The organism is Autumnicola aciditolerans (genome assembly GCF_041679265.1).
GTDB lineage: Bacteria > Bacteroidota > Bacteroidia > Flavobacteriales > Flavobacteriaceae > Autumnicola.
This window is the reverse complement of the sequence record NZ_JBGFSM010000012.1, coordinates 19,605-37,853: the sequence shown is the minus strand read 5'-3', so window position 1 is coordinate 37,853 and position 18,249 is coordinate 19,605. Positions and strand designations below refer to the sequence as shown.

The 18,249-nt window shown below is 41.4% G+C and carries 19 protein-coding genes; 9 read left to right on the top strand and 10 right to left on the bottom strand.

Annotation, left to right across the window (positions count from 1 at the left end):
• Window positions 1-112: 112 nt before the first annotated feature.
• From AB8M93_RS13285 to aat, 3 genes are all read left to right on the top strand, one after another.
• On the top strand, window positions 113-985 hold the full coding sequence (locus AB8M93_RS13285; protein ID WP_373058460.1) for a flavin reductase family protein: 873 nt from the start codon (window positions 113-115) through the stop codon (window positions 983-985).
• Window positions 986-990: 5 nt separating this feature from the next.
• The gene (locus AB8M93_RS13280; RefSeq protein WP_373058458.1) at window positions 991-1,362 is read left to right on the top strand and encodes a DUF3127 domain-containing protein; all 372 of its coding nucleotides are present in this window, start codon (window positions 991-993) and stop codon (window positions 1,360-1,362) included.
• Between the two features lie 90 nt (window positions 1,363-1,452).
• Window positions 1,453-2,091: a leucyl/phenylalanyl-tRNA--protein transferase gene (gene aat, locus AB8M93_RS13275; protein ID WP_373058456.1), complete on the top strand. Its 639-nt coding sequence runs from the start codon at window positions 1,453-1,455 to the stop codon at window positions 2,089-2,091.
• Between the two features lie 60 nt (window positions 2,092-2,151).
• Here aat and AB8M93_RS13270 read toward each other — a convergent pair whose 3' ends face one another.
• From AB8M93_RS13270 to AB8M93_RS13230, 9 genes are all read right to left on the bottom strand, one after another.
• Complete coding sequence (locus AB8M93_RS13270) at window positions 2,152-2,730, bottom strand: DNA-3-methyladenine glycosylase I (protein ID WP_373058454.1); 579 nt, start codon at window positions 2,728-2,730, stop codon at window positions 2,152-2,154.
• 4 nt (window positions 2,731-2,734) lie between these two features.
• Entirely contained in the window at window positions 2,735-3,466 is a 732-nt protein-coding gene (locus AB8M93_RS13265) for an energy transducer TonB family protein (protein WP_373058452.1), read from the bottom strand.
• On the bottom strand, window positions 3,467-4,189 hold the full coding sequence (gene truB, locus AB8M93_RS13260; RefSeq protein WP_373058450.1) for a tRNA pseudouridine(55) synthase TruB: 723 nt from the start codon (window positions 4,187-4,189) through the stop codon (window positions 3,467-3,469).
• A complete protein-coding gene (locus tag AB8M93_RS13255) occupies window positions 4,179-4,451 on the bottom strand; it encodes a HepT-like ribonuclease domain-containing protein (RefSeq protein ID WP_373058448.1) in 273 nt (90 codons plus the stop codon). Before AB8M93_RS13255 ends, truB begins: the two co-directional genes overlap by 11 nt.
• Window positions 4,452-4,501: 50 nt before the next feature.
• Window positions 4,502-4,786, bottom strand: a complete 285-nt coding sequence (locus AB8M93_RS13250) for a nucleotidyltransferase family protein (protein WP_373058446.1) — start codon at window positions 4,784-4,786, stop codon at window positions 4,502-4,504.
• A 13-nt stretch (window positions 4,787-4,799) separates the two neighbouring features.
• The gene (locus AB8M93_RS13245) at window positions 4,800-5,594 is read right to left on the bottom strand and encodes an undecaprenyl-diphosphate phosphatase (RefSeq protein ID WP_373058444.1); all 795 of its coding nucleotides are present in this window, start codon (window positions 5,592-5,594) and stop codon (window positions 4,800-4,802) included.
• A gap of 1 nt (window position 5,595) precedes the next feature.
• Window positions 5,596-5,853 carry a DUF3098 domain-containing protein gene (locus AB8M93_RS13240; protein ID WP_373058442.1) on the bottom strand — a complete coding sequence of 86 codons (258 nt, stop codon included), beginning with the start codon at window positions 5,851-5,853 and terminating at the stop codon, window positions 5,596-5,598.
• A 177-nt stretch (window positions 5,854-6,030) separates the two neighbouring features.
• Window positions 6,031-6,909, bottom strand: coding sequence for a cell division protein FtsX (locus tag AB8M93_RS13235; protein ID WP_373058440.1), 879 nt, complete (start codon window positions 6,907-6,909; stop codon window positions 6,031-6,033).
• Between the two features lie 206 nt (window positions 6,910-7,115).
• Window positions 7,116-7,529 (bottom strand): hypothetical protein, encoded by a 414-nt coding sequence (locus AB8M93_RS13230; protein ID WP_373058438.1) that lies wholly within the window; start codon window positions 7,527-7,529, stop codon window positions 7,116-7,118.
• A 187-nt stretch (window positions 7,530-7,716) separates the two neighbouring features.
• On the opposite strand from AB8M93_RS13230, the gene AB8M93_RS13225 reads away from it, so the two are divergent.
• The 3 genes from AB8M93_RS13225 (at window position 7,717) to ald (ending at window position 12,850) form a co-directional block, all read left to right on the top strand.
• Window positions 7,717-8,643 (top strand): ketopantoate reductase family protein, encoded by a 927-nt coding sequence (locus AB8M93_RS13225; protein ID WP_373058436.1) that lies wholly within the window; start codon window positions 7,717-7,719, stop codon window positions 8,641-8,643.
• A 148-nt stretch (window positions 8,644-8,791) separates the two neighbouring features.
• On the top strand, window positions 8,792-11,647 hold the full coding sequence (leuS, locus tag AB8M93_RS13220) for a leucine--tRNA ligase (RefSeq protein ID WP_373058434.1): 2,856 nt from the start codon (window positions 8,792-8,794) through the stop codon (window positions 11,645-11,647).
• A gap of 102 nt (window positions 11,648-11,749) precedes the next feature.
• Window positions 11,750-12,850, top strand: a complete 1,101-nt coding sequence (ald, locus tag AB8M93_RS13215) for an alanine dehydrogenase (protein ID WP_373058432.1) — start codon at window positions 11,750-11,752, stop codon at window positions 12,848-12,850.
• Between the two features lie 364 nt (window positions 12,851-13,214).
• Here the strand turns inward: ald and AB8M93_RS13210 are convergent, their stop codons facing one another.
• A complete protein-coding gene (locus AB8M93_RS13210; RefSeq protein WP_373058430.1) occupies window positions 13,215-13,460 on the bottom strand; it encodes a hypothetical protein in 246 nt (81 codons plus the stop codon).
• A gap of 215 nt (window positions 13,461-13,675) precedes the next feature.
• On the opposite strand from AB8M93_RS13210, the gene AB8M93_RS13205 reads away from it, so the two are divergent.
• From AB8M93_RS13205 to dinB, 3 genes are all read left to right on the top strand, one after another.
• Window positions 13,676-14,200, top strand: coding sequence for a hypothetical protein (locus AB8M93_RS13205; RefSeq protein WP_373058428.1), 525 nt, complete (start codon window positions 13,676-13,678; stop codon window positions 14,198-14,200).
• 183 nt (window positions 14,201-14,383) lie between these two features.
• Window positions 14,384-16,750 (top strand): TonB-dependent receptor, encoded by a 2,367-nt coding sequence (locus AB8M93_RS13200; protein WP_373058426.1) that lies wholly within the window; start codon window positions 14,384-14,386, stop codon window positions 16,748-16,750.
• A 247-nt stretch (window positions 16,751-16,997) separates the two neighbouring features.
• Complete coding sequence (dinB, locus tag AB8M93_RS13195; protein ID WP_373058424.1) at window positions 16,998-18,215, top strand: DNA polymerase IV; 1,218 nt, start codon at window positions 16,998-17,000, stop codon at window positions 18,213-18,215.
• The last annotated feature ends 34 nt before the right edge of the window (window positions 18,216-18,249 follow it).

Genomic DNA, 18,249 nt, shown 5'->3' with positions numbered 1-18,249 from the left:
AAGAATAGCAAAGTTTATGCGTTTTAAAGATAAGCGTTTTTAAAGGAATATTATTGTGCAGCTCCTCTTTTCATTCCCTGCCTGTTTCTTTACCTTTGTGAAAAATTAATGCATGTTAACTATAGATTCTAAAGAATCGGCTTCGGGTGCTCTCTACAGATACTTAAGTGGGGCCGTTGCACCAAGGCCCATTGCATTTGCCAGCACCATAGATGCAGAAGGTAATGTGAATTTATCTCCCTTCAGCTTTTTTAACGTTTTTAGCGCAAACCCACCCATTTTGGTTTTTGCACCGGTAAGAAGAGGTAAAGACGGGACGGTAAAAGACACTTTTCTGAATTGTAGGGAAACGCGGGAATGTGTGATTAATATTGTAAATTACAATATGGTACAGCAAATGTCCCTTAGCAGTACAGATTTTGAAAGGGGAGTGAATGAATTTGAAAAAGCTGGGCTTGGGATGCTCCCTTCAGAAGAAGTAAAACCATTTAGAGTGGCAGAGTCCCCCGTGCAATTTGAGTGCAGAGTGAATGAGATTATAGAGCTGGGAGACACCGGCGGGGCAGGAAGCCTTATTGTATGTGAAATATTGAAAACGCATATTAAAGAAGATATTTTGGATGCTGAAGGGTATATAGACCCGGTAAAGATAGACCAGGTGGCGCGCTTAGGCGGCAACTGGTATGCCAGGGCAAAGGAGGGTTTGTTTGAAGTACCAAAACCTTTGGCTAAAATAGGAATGGGCGTAGACCAGATTCCGCAGGAAATAAGAAACAGTAGTGTGTTAACCGGTAACGATTTGGGAAGATTGGGAAATATTGAAGTACTGCCTTCAAAAGAAGAGATAGATGCTTACCTCAGGGAAAATCCCAAACTTGCCGCCGCAGTGGCTAAAGGAGATACAAAAGGAATTCATACGCAGGCGCAGCTTTTAATTGAAGAAAATAAAACTGAAGAAGCCTGGAAAATATTATTAGCAAAATAACAGAAATGGAAGTACAAGGAAAAATTAAGCTGATTGGAGATACTAAAACTTTCGGCAGCAACGGATTTAGAAAAAGAGAAGTAGTGGTCACTACAGAAGAGCAGTATCCTCAACATATTTTAGTGGAATTTGTGCAGGATAAAACAGATTTACTGGATAGCTACAGGGTAGGACAACCGGTAAAAATCGGAATTAATCTGCGTGGTAGGGAATGGGTTAGCCCCCAGGGTGAAACCAAATATTTTAATTCTATCCAGGGCTGGAGAATTGAAAATCTTGAAGCCGGGCAGCCATCAGGACAAAATGTTCCGCCGCCGGACAATTTTGAGCCTGCCAACGATTTAAATGATGAAGATTATGATGATTTGCCTTTCTAAATAAATTTAGTAAAACTTTAAAGCCTGCTTCTCTTATTGGGGAGCGGGCTTTTTTACTTTTATATCTTTAATGCTCTTTTAGTGGTCGCTATGCATATTCTTAAAAATAATGATAATTTTCCTCCGGTAGAGTATGCCTGTAAAGACGGATTGCTGGCCATTGGGGGAGATTTATCTTTACAAAGGCTTAAAGATGCTTATGAAAAGGGGATTTTCCCTTGGTACAATGAGTCTCAGCCGGTTCTATGGTGGAGTCCTAATCCCAGAATGATCCTTTTTCCCGAAAAGCTGAAGGTTTCCCGGAGTATGAAGCGCCTTCTAAAAAAGGAAGCTTTTAAGGTTACTTACAATGAGGCTTTTGCAGAGGTTATTCATAATTGTGCCTCCATTGAACGAAAGGGGCAAAACGGCACCTGGCTCACCGGAGAGATGAAAAGGGCCTATCTTGGGCTGCACCAGCTTGGCTTAGCCATTTCGGTGGAAGTATGGGAAGATAAGGAGCTGGTAGGTGGGCTTTATGGAATCTACTTAAAAGAAAAACATGTATTTTGTGGAGAAAGCATGTTTACCAAAAAAAGCAATGCCTCTAAGTATGGATTTATCCACCTGGTGAGAAAGCTTCGGGAACAGGGAGTTAAACTCATAGACTGCCAGGTGTATACCAAACATCTGGAAAGCCTGGGAGCAGAGGAAATCTCCAGAGAGGATTTTATGGAATTTCTGAAATAAATAATTGGAGAGGACCTTCAAATAATAAGGTATAGGAATCCCTATCTTAAATAGGCTTTATTATGCTTCCTTTTTAACCTGTTCATATCTAAAGCAGGAAACCTCGTGATCATTAACCATTCCAGTGGCCTGCATGTGGGCATACATTACTGTGGAACCCACAAATTTAAATCCGCGTTTCTTAAGGTTTTTGCTAAGTTTATCACTTATTTCTGTGGTGGCAGGTGCGTTTTTATAATTTTCCACCTTGTTCTGCAAAGGTTTGCCATTTACAAAACTCCAGATATAGTTACTAAAACTGCCAAATTCCTCCTGCACTTTTATAAATAATTGAGCATTGGTAACGGTAGCTCTTACTTTTAGCTTATTTCTGATTATTCCTGAATTCTGAAGCAGTTCTTCAATTTTTTCTTCAGGGTATTCAGCAATTTTTTTATAGTCAAAATTATCAAAAGCTTCCCTGAAATTTTCCCTTTTACGCAAAATAGTAATCCAGCTTAGACCGGCCTGAAAGGTTTCCAGTACTAGAAATTCAAAAATAGTTTCATCGTCATAAACCGGCACGCCCCATTCTTTATCGTGATAAGCTTCATAAAGCGGGTCGCCCACGCACCATGCGCAACGTGATAATTCAGCCATATATTTAAGGTTTAAAATGGTAAGTTATAGTGCCAGGCTGGGAACTTCTGCCAGCCAGAGGAGTGAACCGTGCGCCGGAAGCATACTGCAGGGCCTGCTCTATAAGGCACTCGTTAGAGGAGGTAGAGCTAGCTTCATTTATACGGGTATTGGTTACCCTGCCCTGTTCGTTTACCGTAATATTTACCACGATTTTCCCAGGAGTATCGCAGGTATAAACCGGATTGGGTATTTGCACCGCATTTCTGCCAATAAGGGAAAAGGAGATGGAACTGTTGTCCATAGTTCCCGGTTTTGCTGAAGTGGCACTTTTTTTGTTGTTCCCGTCAGACCTTTTTTGAGTTGTTTTTTGTTTTTTGCTGAAACTGTAGTCACCGGTAGAAGAGTGGTTTGAAGGATTTTCAGAAGTTTCCTCCCTGGCGGCACTGTTCTTTTCAAAAATTTCGTTCAACTGCCTGTCGAAATTCTGTTGTCTCGCTTCCTGGTTTTCATTGTACGCTTTATGGGTTTTCACCTGCTGCTGCCTGGTTGTTTGCTGTGTTTCCTCCTGTTGCTGCTCTTCTTTTTGCAGTTCCTTTATTTGTTCCAGGTTTACCAGCATTTCTGAAGTTTCCCTGTTCCTGCTGGAAAGGTTGAAATTATAAAGCGCCAGCAACAATACCGCAAATAACAGGACGGTAATAATCAGGGCTTTATGCTTGTCGAAAAACTCCTCCATAGGATAAGAAAACTGCACTCAGGCAGAATTATTCTCCCGTGAAGGTAATAATTTCTGAAAAGATTCCAGGTCTAAAGATTTTTCAACAGAATATTCTCCAATCCTCGTTCTCCTTAATGCGGAAAGGTGAGCGCCGCTATTTAGTGCCTGCCCAAAATCGTGTGCAAGGGAGCGGATGTAAGTTCCTTTGCTGCAAACCACCCGGAAGTCAACAAGCGGAAATTCTTCTGCATTAACTTCAAATTCGCTAACTGTTACTTTTCTTGGCTGCACTTTTACTTCTTCACCTTTCCTGGCATATTCATAGAGGCGTTTTCCGTCCTTTTTTAAGGCTGAAAAAACCGGTGGAATTTGTTCAATTTCTCCCATAAATTGGTCTGAAGCTTTTTCAAGGTCTTTTTCAGCAATATGATTTATAGGATAATTTTTATCCACTTCAGTTTCCAAATCATATGAAGGAGTGGTGGCGCCAAGGGTAAAAGTGCCGGTATATTCTTTTTCCTGCCCCTGCAATTCAGAGATGCGCTTTGTGAATTTCCCGGTACATATGATAAGAAGTCCAGATGCTAACGGGTCTAAAGTCCCTGCGTGGCCGACTTTTATTTTTTTGATTCCGAAGCTTTTTCTTATGAGCCACCGTACTTTGTTTACCAGCTGGAAGGAAGTCCAGTCTAAAGGTTTATCAAATAACAGGATTTGGCCCGTTTTAAAATCTTCTGCTGTAAAATTTTTATGATTCATCTTCAAGTATTCGAAGAAGTTGCGCCTTAAGGGGCGGTAATTCTTTTGTTGCTGTAATCCAGAGGATTTCAGTTATTACTTTGTCGTAGTCATGGATGAGCACATCCCTGAAACCAGCCATCTTTTTCCAGGGAATTTGCTGGTACTTTTGTTTTAGCTGTTTATCTACCTTTTTCCCGGCTTCTCCTATAACTTCAAAACTTCGGATAATAGCGAATTCTTTTTCTTTATTATTGCTAAGCTGCTCCTCTGTTAACTCCAAATAAAAATTCTTCTATATAAGAAATATGTTCCAGCATATCCTGCCCAGGGCTATTTTTCATAGATAAGCTTCAAATCTTTCATTATGTACGGGGCTATCCAATTCTTTAAGCCTTTCCTGGACACAAAATCAATTTTCCTGTTTAACTTTTCTTCCAGGTCCAGCTTTATTTGCACGATATCAAACAGAGAAATTTTTTTATCAAGGGAATACAAAATATCAATATCGCTGTCATTTTTCATTTCGCCACGTGCGTAGGAACCAAAAACACCAATTTCCTTAGGGTTATATGCCTTTAGGTAATCAATGATTATTTGATTGGTCTTTGCATCCATAATGCAAAGATAATCAATTCATGTACTCGAATGTAATGGCTATAATGCCAACAATAAAGCAGTAAATTGCGAAGTAGGAGAGTTTGCTTTTTCTAACAAGGGCGATCATCCAGGTACAGGCCGCTAGTCCTGCGAGAAAAGCAGCAACAAAACCTATTATTAAAATGGAAGCTGGTATTCCGGTATGACTAATATTGCCATCCAGCAAATCCTTGGCAATTTTCCCTAAGATCAAAGGAACTACCATTAGAAATGAGAATCTCGCAGCTTTAGATTTGTCGTTTCCTAACAAAACCGATGTTGAAATGGTAGCGCCACTTCGGGAAATTCCCGGCAAAACAGCAATGGCCTGGGAAATTCCAATTACAAAAGAATTGCTATAGCTTACGCTCTTTCCCGTATTTTTAGCCTTATCTGCCAGCCATAGCAGCAGCGCGGTAATTATGAGCATAAAGCCAACAAACATAATATTTCCTCCAAAAAGGGTTTCCAGTTCTTCCTCAAAAAGAAGCCCTACCAATGCAGCGGGGATCATAGAAATGATAATCTTAAGAGAAAATTGAGTTTCCTCGTTCCATTTAAACTGAAACAAACCTTTAAAAATATCGGCCACATCTTTTCTAAAAATCACCAGGGTGCTTAATGCAGTGGCAAAATGAAGTATTACCGTGAAAAGGAGGGATTCCTCAGGAACACTATGGTTGCCTAAGATAGCTTTCCCGAGTTCCAGGTGGCCACTGGAAGAAACCGGCAAAAATTCGGTAAGCCCTTGTATAATTCCAAGGATTACAGCATCTAGTGCGTCCAAATTACTTATTTTTACTAGGATTTAACAAAATTGCATAAACTTCTATCGCAAAACCTATAAGTACCAGGGTTGGGGCCAGACGGATCCTTTGAAAATTATAGATAGCGGGGTTAAATACGTTTGGATCATCACTTCCACCACCGGACATTAAAATAAAGCCTAAAGCAATAACGCCAAGCCCAATGAACATTACTGTATAATTTTTCTTTCCAAAAACAAAAGAATTTTGCTGTGGTGAGGAATTATTCTTTTTACTCATCTTTTATATATTTCCTGAAGCAGATTGTTGGTAGTGTTTTTTATAACTTTTAATAAATCCCGGTTCAGAAATTCCATTTTCTATTCCTGAATCTCCATCTTTCTAACTTCTAACTTCTAACTTCTAACTTCTAACTTCTAACTTCTAACTTCTAACTTCTAACTTCTAACTTCTAACTTAATAATATAATTCGTCTGTTTTTAAATTCAAGAACCTTGAGGTGGCAAAATAAGTGCTTATCCAGGTAATAATAACGCCAATTAAGAACACTCCAATAAATAATGCCGCAAGTAATTTAACGTCCCCCAGCAAATTTAACTCACCAAAGCTTTTGTTTAGGTAATAAAGTACTGTGGCCATTCCAATTAAGGCCAGGATTGCTCCAATTATCCCCAGTTTTACACTTTGCCAGATAAAAGGTCTTCTTATAAAACCCTTAGTGGCACCAACCATTTGCATAGTTTTGATAATAAATCTTTTAGAATAAACCGCCAGCCTTATGCTACTGTTAATAAGCAATACCGCTATAAAAGTAAAAACAGCACTTATAATTAACACCCAGAGACTAATTTTTTGCACGTTTTCGTTCAGGAGGGCAATCAAAGGCTTATCATATACCACCTCATCCACAAAATTTCTTTCGGTAAGCCCGTTGGCAATAGAATCTGCCTGTATGGAGGAGACATAGTCTGCATTTAAATAGATGTCTATAGAATTTTGCAGCGGGTTATAGCCTAAAAAATCCATGAAGTCTTCGCCAATTTCTTCACTATGTTGCTCGGCTGCTTCTTCTTTGGAAACAAAAGTGGCAGATTTGGTATAATCTGCCATGGCAAGGCTCTTCTTCAATTCCTCCATTTCCACCTCTTTGGCCGTATCTTTAAAATAAACGGTCATCGCAATCTGCTCCTTGAAATGGTCGGCTACTTTTTTAGTATTCAATACCAAAAGGCCCAGTATTCCTAATAAAAAAAGTACTAATGCGATACTGATTACTACTGAAAAATAAGAGGAAATCAGTCTGCGTTTCTGGTACTTCTCAAAAGATGTGCTCATACAGCGAACTCAGATTTTTTGTAAAAATAAGAAAGTTCAGCTTTCCCGTATTTAAAAACGTGCAAAGATTTATTTTATTTGATGAGCGTTTATGCAGTATATACATAATAGGAAAAGGAAGCCGTTTAAAAAATTTACTCACCTTAATACTAAATGTGAAGTTTATCCTTTTAAACGGCCTTCCGGGAATTGTATAGCGGGCGGAATTATTCTGGTGTCACCACTGCGGTTTCTTCAGTTAAAATATTTTGAGTTTTTAACCATTCCTCATAGCCGGCTTCGCTCATGCTGGCCTTCATTGCTGAAGAACTTACTGCTGTTCCTTCAACAGTAACAGTGGCAATAAATGGATAGCTTCCATAACGAACAACTCCATCTACCAGAAGGTCGTATTCTGGGCCGGCGCTCTCCAGGGCTTCATCCATGGCATCTTTGATATTCCATCCAATTCCAAGGAAATAAGATTTTTTACCCTCGGTTTTTACCCCCTGGGAACGATCGATGCTTAAATTTACATTTTTCGAGCTGATTACGGTAAAATCCACAAGTCGCATAGAGCAGCTTGTTAGGGTAGTTGTGCCAATAATGGCTAATAAAATAAATGAAGTTTTTAATTTCATAATGGTTGGTTCAATTAGTTCCTACTCGTGTGGCTTTTCGGTTTCGCCCCGTTTATGGTTTCTGGCCTCCGCAAACGAATATATAAAAAAATGTTAAAACAAACATTATTTCTTAATTTCGCCCTCTTCCTAATGATAAAAACCTCCAGATGGGACTTATATATTCTTAAATTTGGAAAAAACAGCTATGGAAATATTAGTATATGGAATTGGAGGAGTTGGCGGTTATTTTGGCGGAAAACTGGCGAAAGCCGGATATGATGTGAGCATGATTGCCCGCGGAAAGCACCTCGAATCAATCAGGGAAAAAGGACTGGAAGTAGAAAGTATCAACGGGAATTTTACTGTACATCCAAAACTGGCTACCAATAATCTTTCTGAAGTTCCCACTCCCGATCTGGTGATCCTCGGAGTAAAATCCTGGCAGGTCTTTGAAGCCGCAGAAGCTATAAAGCAGATAATTGGCAAAAATACGATGGTGCTGCCATTGCAGAATGGTGCCAGTAATGCTGAAAAGCTTATGGATGTTCTGCCTAAAAAGAATGTTTTAGGAGGATTATGCCGAATTATAGCCTTTATAGATAGCCCGGGGAAAATAAAACACCCTTCTATTGAGCCTCATGTCACTTTCGGGGAACTGGACAATACTAAAACAGCGCGAATTCTTCAACTAAAAGAAATTTTTGATAATGCAGGGGTTAAATGTGAAATTCCGGAGGATATTCAGCTGGAAATATGGAAAAAGTTCCTTTACATCACTACCGTAAGTGCAATTGGAGGCCTTACCAGGGTTTCTATAGATGAAATTCTGCAAAGCGATTACCTAAAGGATATGATGCGTAAAACTGCCGAAGAGGTTTTGGCCGTTGCCAATAAAAAAGGCATTGCTTTAACGCGGGAACATGTAGAAAAAGCACTTAAAGTGGCAGCACAGCAACCCAAAGGGACTACAGCTTCCACGCAGCGGGATATTATGGAAGGGAAACCATCAGAATTGGAAAATTTCAACGGGTATATTGTAAAGGAGGGTGAAAAATGCCAAATTTCTACTCCCGTTAACCGGCTGCTTTACGAGCTCGTGCTGCCAATGGAAAAAGAAGCCCGAAAAGCTTAGGAATTGATCTCCCGTACATTCTCCCAACAAGTATAAAATTGTAAATTTGCAGGCAATTAGTGATGAATGTCGCTGCGAGTGGAATGAAGCAATTTTAAATTGCCACGTCATTTCATTACTCGCAATGACCAATAGTTAACAAAAGAAGATGAATTACAACTTCAACGAAATTGAAGCCAGATGGCAGAAGTACTGGGCCGAAAATCAAACTTTTAAAGCAAAGAATCCCGGTTCTATTCCAAAAGGAGAGGAGCTGCCTAAATATTATGTATTAGATATGTTTCCTTACCCTTCCGGGGCAGGGCTTCATGTAGGCCATCCGTTAGGTTATATTGCCAGCGATATTTATGCACGCTACAAACGTCATAAAGGCTTTAATGTATTGCATCCGCAGGGATATGATAGTTTTGGGCTTCCGGCAGAGCAATATGCCATACAAACCGGACAACATCCTGCGCTTACTACTGAAAATAACATTAAACGTTACCGGGAGCAGCTGGATAAAATTGGTTTTTCTTTCGATTGGAGCCGGGAAGTGCGCACCAGTAATCCCGATTATTATAAATGGACGCAGTGGATTTTTATCCAGCTTTTCGAGTCGTGGTATGATTACGAGCAGGATAAATCCCGCGCAATTTCTGAACTGGAGGAAATTTTTTCTGCGGAAGGGAATACAAGAGTAAAAGCGGCCTGTGATGATGAGGTCGAAGATTTTTCTGCGGAAGAATGGAATGCTTTTTCTTCCGAAGAAAAACAAAGGATTTTATTAAAATATCGCCTTACGTATTTAGCTGAAACCGAAGTGAACTGGTGCCCACAGCTGGGAACGGTGCTGGCTAACGATGAAATTGTAAACGGAGTTTCAGAACGTGGCGGCCATCCCGTAATCCGGAAGAAAATGACGCAATGGAGCATGCGAATTTCAGCATTTGCTGAACGCTTGCTTCAGGACCTTGATAAGATCGACTGGACCGAAAGCCTGAAGGAAAGTCAGCGCAACTGGATTGGCAAATCGGAGGGAGCACAAATAAAATTCAAAATTCAAAATTCAAAATTCAAAATTCCTGTTTTTTCCACCCGTCCCGATACCATTTTTGGAGTAACTTTTATGACTTTGGCGCCGGAGCATGAATTAGTGCAGAAAATAACTACCCCAGAGCAAAAGGAAGAAGTAGAGGCTTATATCGCTGCAAGTGCCAAAAAAAGTGAACGGGAACGCATGGCCGATGTAAAAACTATAAGTGGCGCATTTACCGGTGCTTATGCAGAACATCCTTTTACCAAAGAGCCGGTGCCAATCTGGATTGGGGATTATGTCCTGGCCGGTTATGGAACTGGTGCGGTAATGTCGGTTCCTTGTGGAGATCAGCGGGATTATGATTTTGCCAGGCATTTTGACCTGCCAATTACCAATATTTTTGAAAATGCCGATATTTCTGAAGAGGCTTTTTCCGGCAAAGAAGGAACGGTGATCGCAAACTCCGATTTTCTTAGCGGACTCGAATATAAAGAAGCCTTACAGCGCGTAATCCTGGAGCTTGAAAAAACAGGCCATGGCTACGGAAAAACAAATTACAGGTTGCGTGACGCGGTGTTTAGCAGGCAAAGATACTGGGGCGAGCCTTTTCCTATTTATTATAAAAAAGGGTTGCCGCATCCCATTCCCACGCATTGCCTTCCACTTGAACTTCCTGAAGTAGAAAAATACCTCCCAACTGAAGAAGGTGAGCCACCTCTGGGACGCGCTGAAAAATGGCACTGGGATGAAAAAAATGAGAAGGTTGTTGCTGTAGAAGATAATGAAAAGCCCCCTTTAGGGGTTTGGGGGCTCGAACTCAATACTATGCCCGGTTGGGCGGGAAGCTCCTGGTATCTTTTCAGGTATATGGATCCGCATAATGAGGAGACCTTTGTCTCTAAGGAAGCGCAGCAGTATTGGGAGAACGTAGATTTATATATAGGCGGAAGCGAACATGCCACGGGACATTTATTATATTCCCGCTTCTGGACAAAATTCCTTCACGACCGCGGATTCCTATCGGTTGAAGAACCCTTTAAAAAGCTGATCAACCAGGGAATGATTTTAGGTACCAGTGCATTTGTATACAGGCTGGAAGGGGAAAACGTACTTCTTTCCAAAAATCTTGTCGGGAAAAATAATGTACAACCCATTCACGTAGATGTTTCTTTGGTAAATGCTTCAGATGAACTGGATATTGAAGGCTTTAAAAAGTGGCGTCCGGAATTCGCAGAGGCAAAATTTGTTACTGAAGAAGATGGAACTTATAAAGTAGGCCGTGAAGTGGAGAAAATGTCCAAGTCCAAATACAACGTGGTTAATCCTGATGATATTTGCGAAAATTATGGGGCCGATACTTTAAGGATGTACGAAATGTTCCTGGGGCCATTAGAACAGGCCAAGCCATGGAATACCGCGGGAATAACCGGAGTGCATAATTTCCTTAAGAAACTTTGGAAGCTTTATCATTCCGGTCCCGATGGTGAGTTCCTGGTTGAAACTTCCCACCCATCGGGGGGGATAGAGGGGGGGCTAAAAACTTTGCATAAGACTATTAAGAAAGTGACTGAGGATATTGAAAATTTCAGCTTTAATACTTCGGTTTCTACCTTTATGATTTGCGTGAATGAGCTTTCTGCCCAAAACTGTAACCAAAAAGAGGTTTTAGAGCCTTTGGCAGTATTAATTGCACCTTATGCCCCTCACATTGCCGAAGAATTATGGGCGAAATTAGGTCATTCAGAATCTGTGGTTACCGCGGCATATCCGGTTTACGAAGAAAAATATCTGGTGGAAAGTACCAAGAATTACCCGGTATCTTTTAATGGAAAGATGCGTTTTACCATGGAGTTGTCCCTGGATTTAAGCGAGGAAGAAATCGAAAAAACGGTGCTGGCTGATGAACGCACAAAAAATTATCTCTCAGGGAAAACCCCTAAAAAAATGATAGTGGTTCCAGGTAAAATAGTAAATATTGTTATTTGACCCCCTTAAAAAATTAGATTTACATAAAAATAATTTCAATTTTTGGCTGCACCCCCTAAGATTGAATATTTTCAATTATTATTGTGTATAAATATTCTACTTATGAAAATTGGTGTACCTAAAGAAATTAAGAACAACGAGAGCCGGGTGGGAATGACCCCTGCAGGAGTACTTGAACTTGCCAAAAAAGGACATAAGGTTTTTGTACAGTCTACAGCAGGGGACAATAGCGGCTTTTTAGATGAAGATTACGCCGCGTCAGGAGCTATTTTATTGCCTACTATTGAAGAATTGTATGCAAGGAGCGAAATGATTGTAAAGGTGAAAGAACCTATTGAAAAGGAATACTCCCTTATTAAAGAGGACCAGGTGATCTTTACATACTTTCATTTTGCTTCCAATCGTAGTTTAACTGAAGCTATGATCCAGAGCAAGTCTGTTTGCATTGCCTATGAGACGGTGCAGGATGCTACGGGAGCATTGCCTTTGCTCACTCCCATGTCTGAAGTTGCCGGGAGAATGGCTATCCAGCAGGGAGCAAAATATTTAGAAAAACCTGTGAAGGGAAAAGGGCTGTTGTTAGGAGGAGTACCAGGAGTTCGTCCCGGTAAGGTACTCATTCTGGGAGCAGGTACTGTGGGCATACAGGCGGCTAAGATGGCTGCAGGATTGGGAGCCCAGGTAACCATTATGGATATTAATATGGATCGTTTACGCCATGTGAACGATATTATGCCCAGCCACGTAGTCACTGAATTCTCTAATGAATACAATATAAGAAAGCACATTAAAACCCATGATCTTATAATTGGTGCCGTTTTAAATACAGGAGCCAGGGCACCAAAATTGATAAGCCGGGATATGCTGAAAGAGATGGAACCAGGGACAGTGATCGTGGATGTTGCCGTAGACCAGGGAGGTTGTATGGAAACTTCACGGCCTACCAGCCATGAGAACCCTGTTTATGTAATAGACGATGTGGTGCATTATTGCGTGGCCAATATGCCCGGCGCGGTACCGCATACTTCTACCCTGGCCCTTACCAATGTTACGCTGCCATATATTTTGAAACTGGTGGAATCCGGTTGGGAAGAGGCATGTGTTAAAGATATGGCGCTTGCCAAAGGATTAAATATTGTAAAAGGAAAAGTGGTGTTTGCACCTATAGCTGAAGCCTTCGGGTGGAAAGAAATTATGGTGTAATTCTAATGTTTTTTAGCTGATAAACCCTGGAATTATATATTCAGAGGGAGTTTTTGTAGTTTATATGTTTCTGCGGAAATCTGCGGCTTCTGCGGGAAATTTAAAGCTGAAGGTCAAATAAAAAATGATCAATAAGCAATAGGCAATAATTCAGAAAACAATAACCACAATTGATATACTTTCGGAACTTTTTCGAGAAAATGAGAGTTCAGAGTAAAAAGAGGGAGTTTGGAGTTTATATGTTTCTGCGGAAAAATAGAAAAGGCACAAGGACAAATAGACGATTTACAATGAAAAAATAACTGATATATTCTTCGGGAGGTAAATATCAATTGATAATGGAAACGCAGGAACGGGAATTTCCTTAGTTCAGGGAGCGGTTAAATGCCTTCATCATTTTATATGCACATCTAAAGATCTTCTGCTTTTTAGACGCCCGGGCTCTTTCCAGGTTTATGCTGATAAATTTTCCGCCCAATTTGTAAAAATGAAGATTTCGCGCCGGGATCACAATTCCGGAAGGATCTATTTTAAAACCATCTTTTTTTCTAAAAATAAAATTTCCTGCACAATCTTCTATTAATTCCGGGTTTTTAAAAGCGTCGTCCATAATGTTATAAATTTAAATAGCAAGCCTTTTAATTTACAAAAAATTAATAATAATCTCCTGTTATGTAGTTTTATTTATTTTTTGGCGTAAAAAATTTATTATTTGCTAAAGCCGGGATAAGCTTTGTGACTTTGCTTTAATAGAAAAGAAGCGGGGAGCAGACTACTGCCCCTCAAAATTTATTACTTTAGTCCTTCAATTTAAGTTTTCAGCTTTTGAAAAAAGCCTTTGCGATATTACTGCTTTTAATCTTCTCTTTTAATTCTGCGGGTTTTTATATCTCCTTTGGAATACAGCTTTATCAGATAAAAAAAGAGGTCAAACAAAGAATAATTGCCGCGACTCCAAGGGAAGAGCTGATTCAGCTAAAATATTCTTCAGCAACAAAAAAGGAATTCCACTGGCACGAAGATGGGGAATTTAGCTATAAAGGCAGGATGTACGATGTGGTAAACACCGAAAAAAATGGAGATGCTACTTTTTATTTCTGTATTGAAGATAAGGAGGAGATGATTTTGCTGGCCAGTCTCAAAAAGCAACTGGAGAAAAACTCCAAGCGCAGCAAAAGAACCGGGAATACTGCAAAACCTTTCCTTAAGATCTTTTTTCAGCCAAACCATTTTCCATATGCACTGGCATTGCCAGATCATGAGAAAAAATCGGGAATTTCTTTCGGATACTTTAATTTTTACAGCTCTCCGGGATTAGAACCTTCCGGTCCTCCGCCAAAGCGGGTTTGATATTCCAGGTTCTGCTTTCAAAATTTTTCACTTTCGTTTTACATTTCCGGCGCAAATATCCGGTAATTCTGATGTTGTTTCAGTGGCAATTGTGAAGCAGATGTTATAAAATATAAGCGAAAGCGGCCATTTTCTGTGGTCGCCCAGGCTTCTTACTTTAACTTTTTTAGAAAATTAAAATAAATGATAAGATTCTTTTTATACTTATTAGTATTAATGATTTCCGCTTTGGGATTCAGCCAGAACAAGCGGCTGACGGGGCGGGTATTCGATGCTGAAACCGGCGAACCTTTGCAGGGAGCTAAAATCAGCATCAATAATTTTGCCGCCGGAAGCTCCGGCGAAAACGGCTATTTTGAAGTACGCTGTAAACGCGGAATGCAGCTGGAAGTTAGTTTTGTAGGCTACACCAGCTGGACAGCGGCTGTAGAGGATTGTTCTGAAACGCTGAATATTGCCCTTATACCTGCAGTGGCAGAACTTGGGGAAGTGCAGTTAAAAACCGCACTCCATGTACAGCGGGCACTGGAAAACCCGGTTTCTGAAGTACAGCTGAACCCTGTGGAGCTTAACCGCGGCACAGGACTCTATTTGGACGATGCCATTAATGCCAATGTGCCTGGCGTGAGTATGAACCGGCGGGCAGTTTCCTCCGGCCAGCAGTTTAACATTCGGGGCTATGGAAACGGCGTGGGCTTTAGGGGTGCCACCAATAATTTTGACGGGCAGGGCTATAAAGTCTACCTTAATAACATCCCTGTTACCGATGCTGAAGGCGTGACGCTGCTGGATGATATCGATTTTGCTTCCATAGGCTCGGTAGATGTTATTAAAGGCCCGGCGGGCACAAAATTTGGCCTTGCCATTGCCGGGGTGGTGCAGCTGCAAACAGAGCGTCCGGAAGCAGGGGAAACTTCCCTGGCCCAGCAGCTAAGCGTGGGAGATTACGGGCTCTTCCGCTCGACCACTCAATTTGCCACGGCAACAGAAAATACTTCACTTTTGCTTAATTACGGCCACCAGACTTCTGACGGTTATATGGCGCATACCGCTTCTACCAAAGATTTTGTAAACGCGGTGGCAGATTACCGGCCAAACCAGCACCAGTACCTTTCGGCTTATTTTGGCTACAGCAACAGTTATGACCAGCGTGGCGGCGAGCTCACCATAGAGCAGTACAATAATTTAGATTACAGCGGGAGCGCGAGATATATTAAAAACAACGCGCACTCTGAGGTGATCAGCTTCAGGGCAGGCCTCAGCCATTCTTATTTGTTCAATAACTGGCTTTCCAACACCACCAGTATTTTTGGGTCAGGAGTTAGCAGTAACGCCAGTTCGGCAGGAGGCTGGACAGATAAAACGCCGGTAAACTATGGCGCTCGTTCTGTATTTGATTTTAACTTTAAACTGAACAATGATTTTGCCCTTAGCGGAAGCGCCGGCCTGGAACTACAGGAGCAACGTGCACAGGTTGTTGGCTACGGAATGGTGGAAAATCCTGAAGATCCTGATGGCTATAATATTATTGGCGGCCTGAGGAGCAACCAGTTTGCCCTTTCCAATAATTCTAACATTTTCACGGAATGGACGCTGCAGATGCCACTGGATTTTTCCTTAACTGCGGGCGTGGGGATAAGTGCCATGAACATAGACCTTGAAAACCGCATGTATGAAGCCGGCAGCGACAGGGAGCGGAATGTAAATGCAGATTATCATGATCTGGTCTCACCGCATTTTGCGCTAAACAAGGTGTTTAACGAGAATGTTTCGGTTTACGTTTCCTACAGCCGTGGCTATAATGCCCCGGTAAGCGGCAATATTGTGCTTTCCACTTCAGGAGAACTCAATACCGGCCTGGAACCAGAGGTGGGCGACCAGTTTGAAATAGGTTCTAAAGGAAGCCTTTTCAGCAATCGCCTGTATTATGAAGCGGCGGTTTTTAATGCCTTTTTTAAGGATAAATTCACTTCCGTCGCCGTGCCCCTGGACGAGAATACCACCGCCTACACTTATATTGCCAACGGCGGAAAACTGGACAATAAAGGAGTTGAATTGCTGCTGAAGCTTAATGCGTATGAATCTTCCGCAGGTTTCTTCCGAAGCATTCGTCCTTACGGGAATTTTACGTATTCAGATTTTGAATATAAAGATTACGCTTATGAATCTTTAAATTCTGATGGTGAACCCGTGCAGGTGGATTACAGCGGAAATGCCGTGGCCGGCGTGGCACCCTGGGTGGTGAATGCCGGAGTGGACTTTCTTACCCATCCTGGTTTCTACGGAAATATAAATTATTCTTATCGGGATGCCGTGCCTTTTACTTCAGACGGTGAGAATGTGGCCAATCCTTATAATTTGCTGAATGCCAGGCTGGGTTACCGGCAGGTGTACGGCAATTTTGAAGTGGATATCTATGCCGGGGCGCGCAATATTACCGGAAGCCAGTATTACTATATGGTCTTTTTAAACCAGCTGCCCGATGCGTATTTACCCGCGCCTTATGAAGCTAATTATTTTGGCGGAATAAACCTGAAGTATAATTTTTAATACTTCAAGCTAAAATCGAAAAGCTCCCGGAAACGGGAGTTTTTTATGGGAAAGAAGTTTTACTTGCTGAAGATGATAGTATGTTTTTTCTTTTTAGATGATGGAATTTTCCGAAAAGAATTTAGATTTTGATTTAAAATTAATTCTTCTCTATACCAAGTCTTTTTAACTATGCTTTACTTACAAATTCTTTAATATTTTTCTAATTTTGGAAATATTCCATTTAATAGGAATAAATCCAAAAATAATGAAATCAAAGTCTATTCTACATCTGGATCTGGATGCCTTTTTTGTTTCTGTGGAACGAAAATTAAACAGCGAGTTAGAAGGCCGGCCGCTAATTGTGGGCGGAATGGGAGACAGGGGCGTGGTGGCGGCAGCGAGTTATGAGACCCGTAAATTTGGCGTGCGTTCCGGTATGGCCATGAAAGTGGCCCGCCAATTATGTCCCCAGGCCATTGTGATAAAAGGGGATGCCTCCGTTTATTCCAAACACTCCCATGAAGTGACCGAAATTATCCAAAGTAGGGTACCGGTTTTTGAAAAAGCAAGTGTAGATGAGTTTTATGCCGATCTCAGCGGGATGGATAAATTTTTCGGGATCAGTAAATTTGCTTCAGAATTGCGACAGACAATCATCAAGGACAGTGGCCTTCCTATTTCCTTCGGCTTGTCCCAAAATAAGATCGTTTCCAAAATCGCCACCGGAGAGGCAAAACCCAATAATGAACGCATTGTTGAAACCGGAACTGAAAAGGAGTTTCTGGCCCCTCTTTCCGCAGGAAAAATTCCAATGATCGGCAATAAAACTTTTCAGACTTTAATGAACCTGGGCATCAGGGAAATAAGGACTATCCAAGAGATGCCGGTGGAAATGCTGGAAAGCGTACTGGGCAAAAACGGGCGTACCATCTGGAAAAGGGCGCATGGGATAGATGAGGTTCCTCTTATCCCTTTTCATGAACGCAAATCCATTTCAGCCGAGCGCACCTTTAACCGCGATACCATAGATATGGTAAAGCTGCATGCCACCCTCGTGGGAATGGCTGAAAACCTGGCGTACCAGTTACGCCGCGGGAATAAACTCACCTCGAGCATTAGTGTGAAGATCCGGTATTCAGATTTCCAGACGGTTACCAAACAGGCTAAAATTGCCTATACCAGCGCCGATCATATCCTGATCCCGAAAATTGTGGAACTCTTCCGGCAGCTGTACACCCGCCGGTTGTTAATTCGCCTTATCGGAATTAAATACACAGGACTCGTAGGCGGGAATTACCAGATCAACCTGTTTGACGATAGTGAGGAGATGCTGAATTTGTATAATTCCATTGACAAGATCAGGAACCGGTTTGGGGAACACAGTGTGGTTAGGGCGGTTACTTTTGGCGGTACCAGCGTGGGCAGGGGAGAAAACCCCTTCAACGGAAAGCCGCCTGTGGTACTTGCGCACAGACATCAGTGAAATTGAAAGTTAGAGGGTTGAAGTTAGAAGTACG

Excerpts from the sequence above, each read along its gene's own strand:
- AB8M93_RS13235 (WP_373058440.1), bottom strand. The coding sequence starts at position 6,909 with ATGAGCACATCTTTTGAGAAGTACCAGAAACGCAGACTGATTTCCTCT.
- ald (WP_373058432.1), top strand. The coding sequence starts at position 11,750 with ATGAAAATTGGTGTACCTAAAGAAATTAAGAACAACGAGAGCCGGGTG.
- AB8M93_RS13270 (WP_373058454.1), bottom strand. The coding sequence starts at position 2,730 with ATGGCTGAATTATCACGTTGCGCATGGTGCGTGGGCGACCCGCTTTAT.
- AB8M93_RS13285 (WP_373058460.1), top strand. The coding sequence starts at position 113 with ATGTTAACTATAGATTCTAAAGAATCGGCTTCGGGTGCTCTCTACAGA.
- AB8M93_RS13250 (WP_373058446.1), bottom strand. The coding sequence starts at position 4,786 with ATGGATGCAAAGACCAATCAAATAATCATTGATTACCTAAAGGCATAT.
- AB8M93_RS13200 (WP_373058426.1), top strand. The coding sequence starts at position 14,384 with ATGATAAGATTCTTTTTATACTTATTAGTATTAATGATTTCCGCTTTG.
- aat (WP_373058456.1), top strand. The coding sequence starts at position 1,453 with ATGCATATTCTTAAAAATAATGATAATTTTCCTCCGGTAGAGTATGCC.
- AB8M93_RS13210 (WP_373058430.1), bottom strand. The coding sequence starts at position 13,460 with ATGGACGACGCTTTTAAAAACCCGGAATTAATAGAAGATTGTGCAGGA.
- AB8M93_RS13280 (WP_373058458.1), top strand. The coding sequence starts at position 991 with ATGGAAGTACAAGGAAAAATTAAGCTGATTGGAGATACTAAAACTTTC.
- AB8M93_RS13230 (WP_373058438.1), bottom strand. The coding sequence starts at position 7,529 with ATGAAATTAAAAACTTCATTTATTTTATTAGCCATTATTGGCACAACT.
- AB8M93_RS13240 (WP_373058442.1), bottom strand. The coding sequence starts at position 5,853 with ATGAGTAAAAAGAATAATTCCTCACCACAGCAAAATTCTTTTGTTTTT.
- AB8M93_RS13225 (WP_373058436.1), top strand. The coding sequence starts at position 7,717 with ATGGAAATATTAGTATATGGAATTGGAGGAGTTGGCGGTTATTTTGGC.
- leuS (WP_373058434.1), top strand. The coding sequence starts at position 8,792 with ATGAATTACAACTTCAACGAAATTGAAGCCAGATGGCAGAAGTACTGG.
- truB (WP_373058450.1), bottom strand. The coding sequence starts at position 4,189 with ATGAATCATAAAAATTTTACAGCAGAAGATTTTAAAACGGGCCAAATC.
- dinB (WP_373058424.1), top strand. The coding sequence starts at position 16,998 with ATGAAATCAAAGTCTATTCTACATCTGGATCTGGATGCCTTTTTTGTT.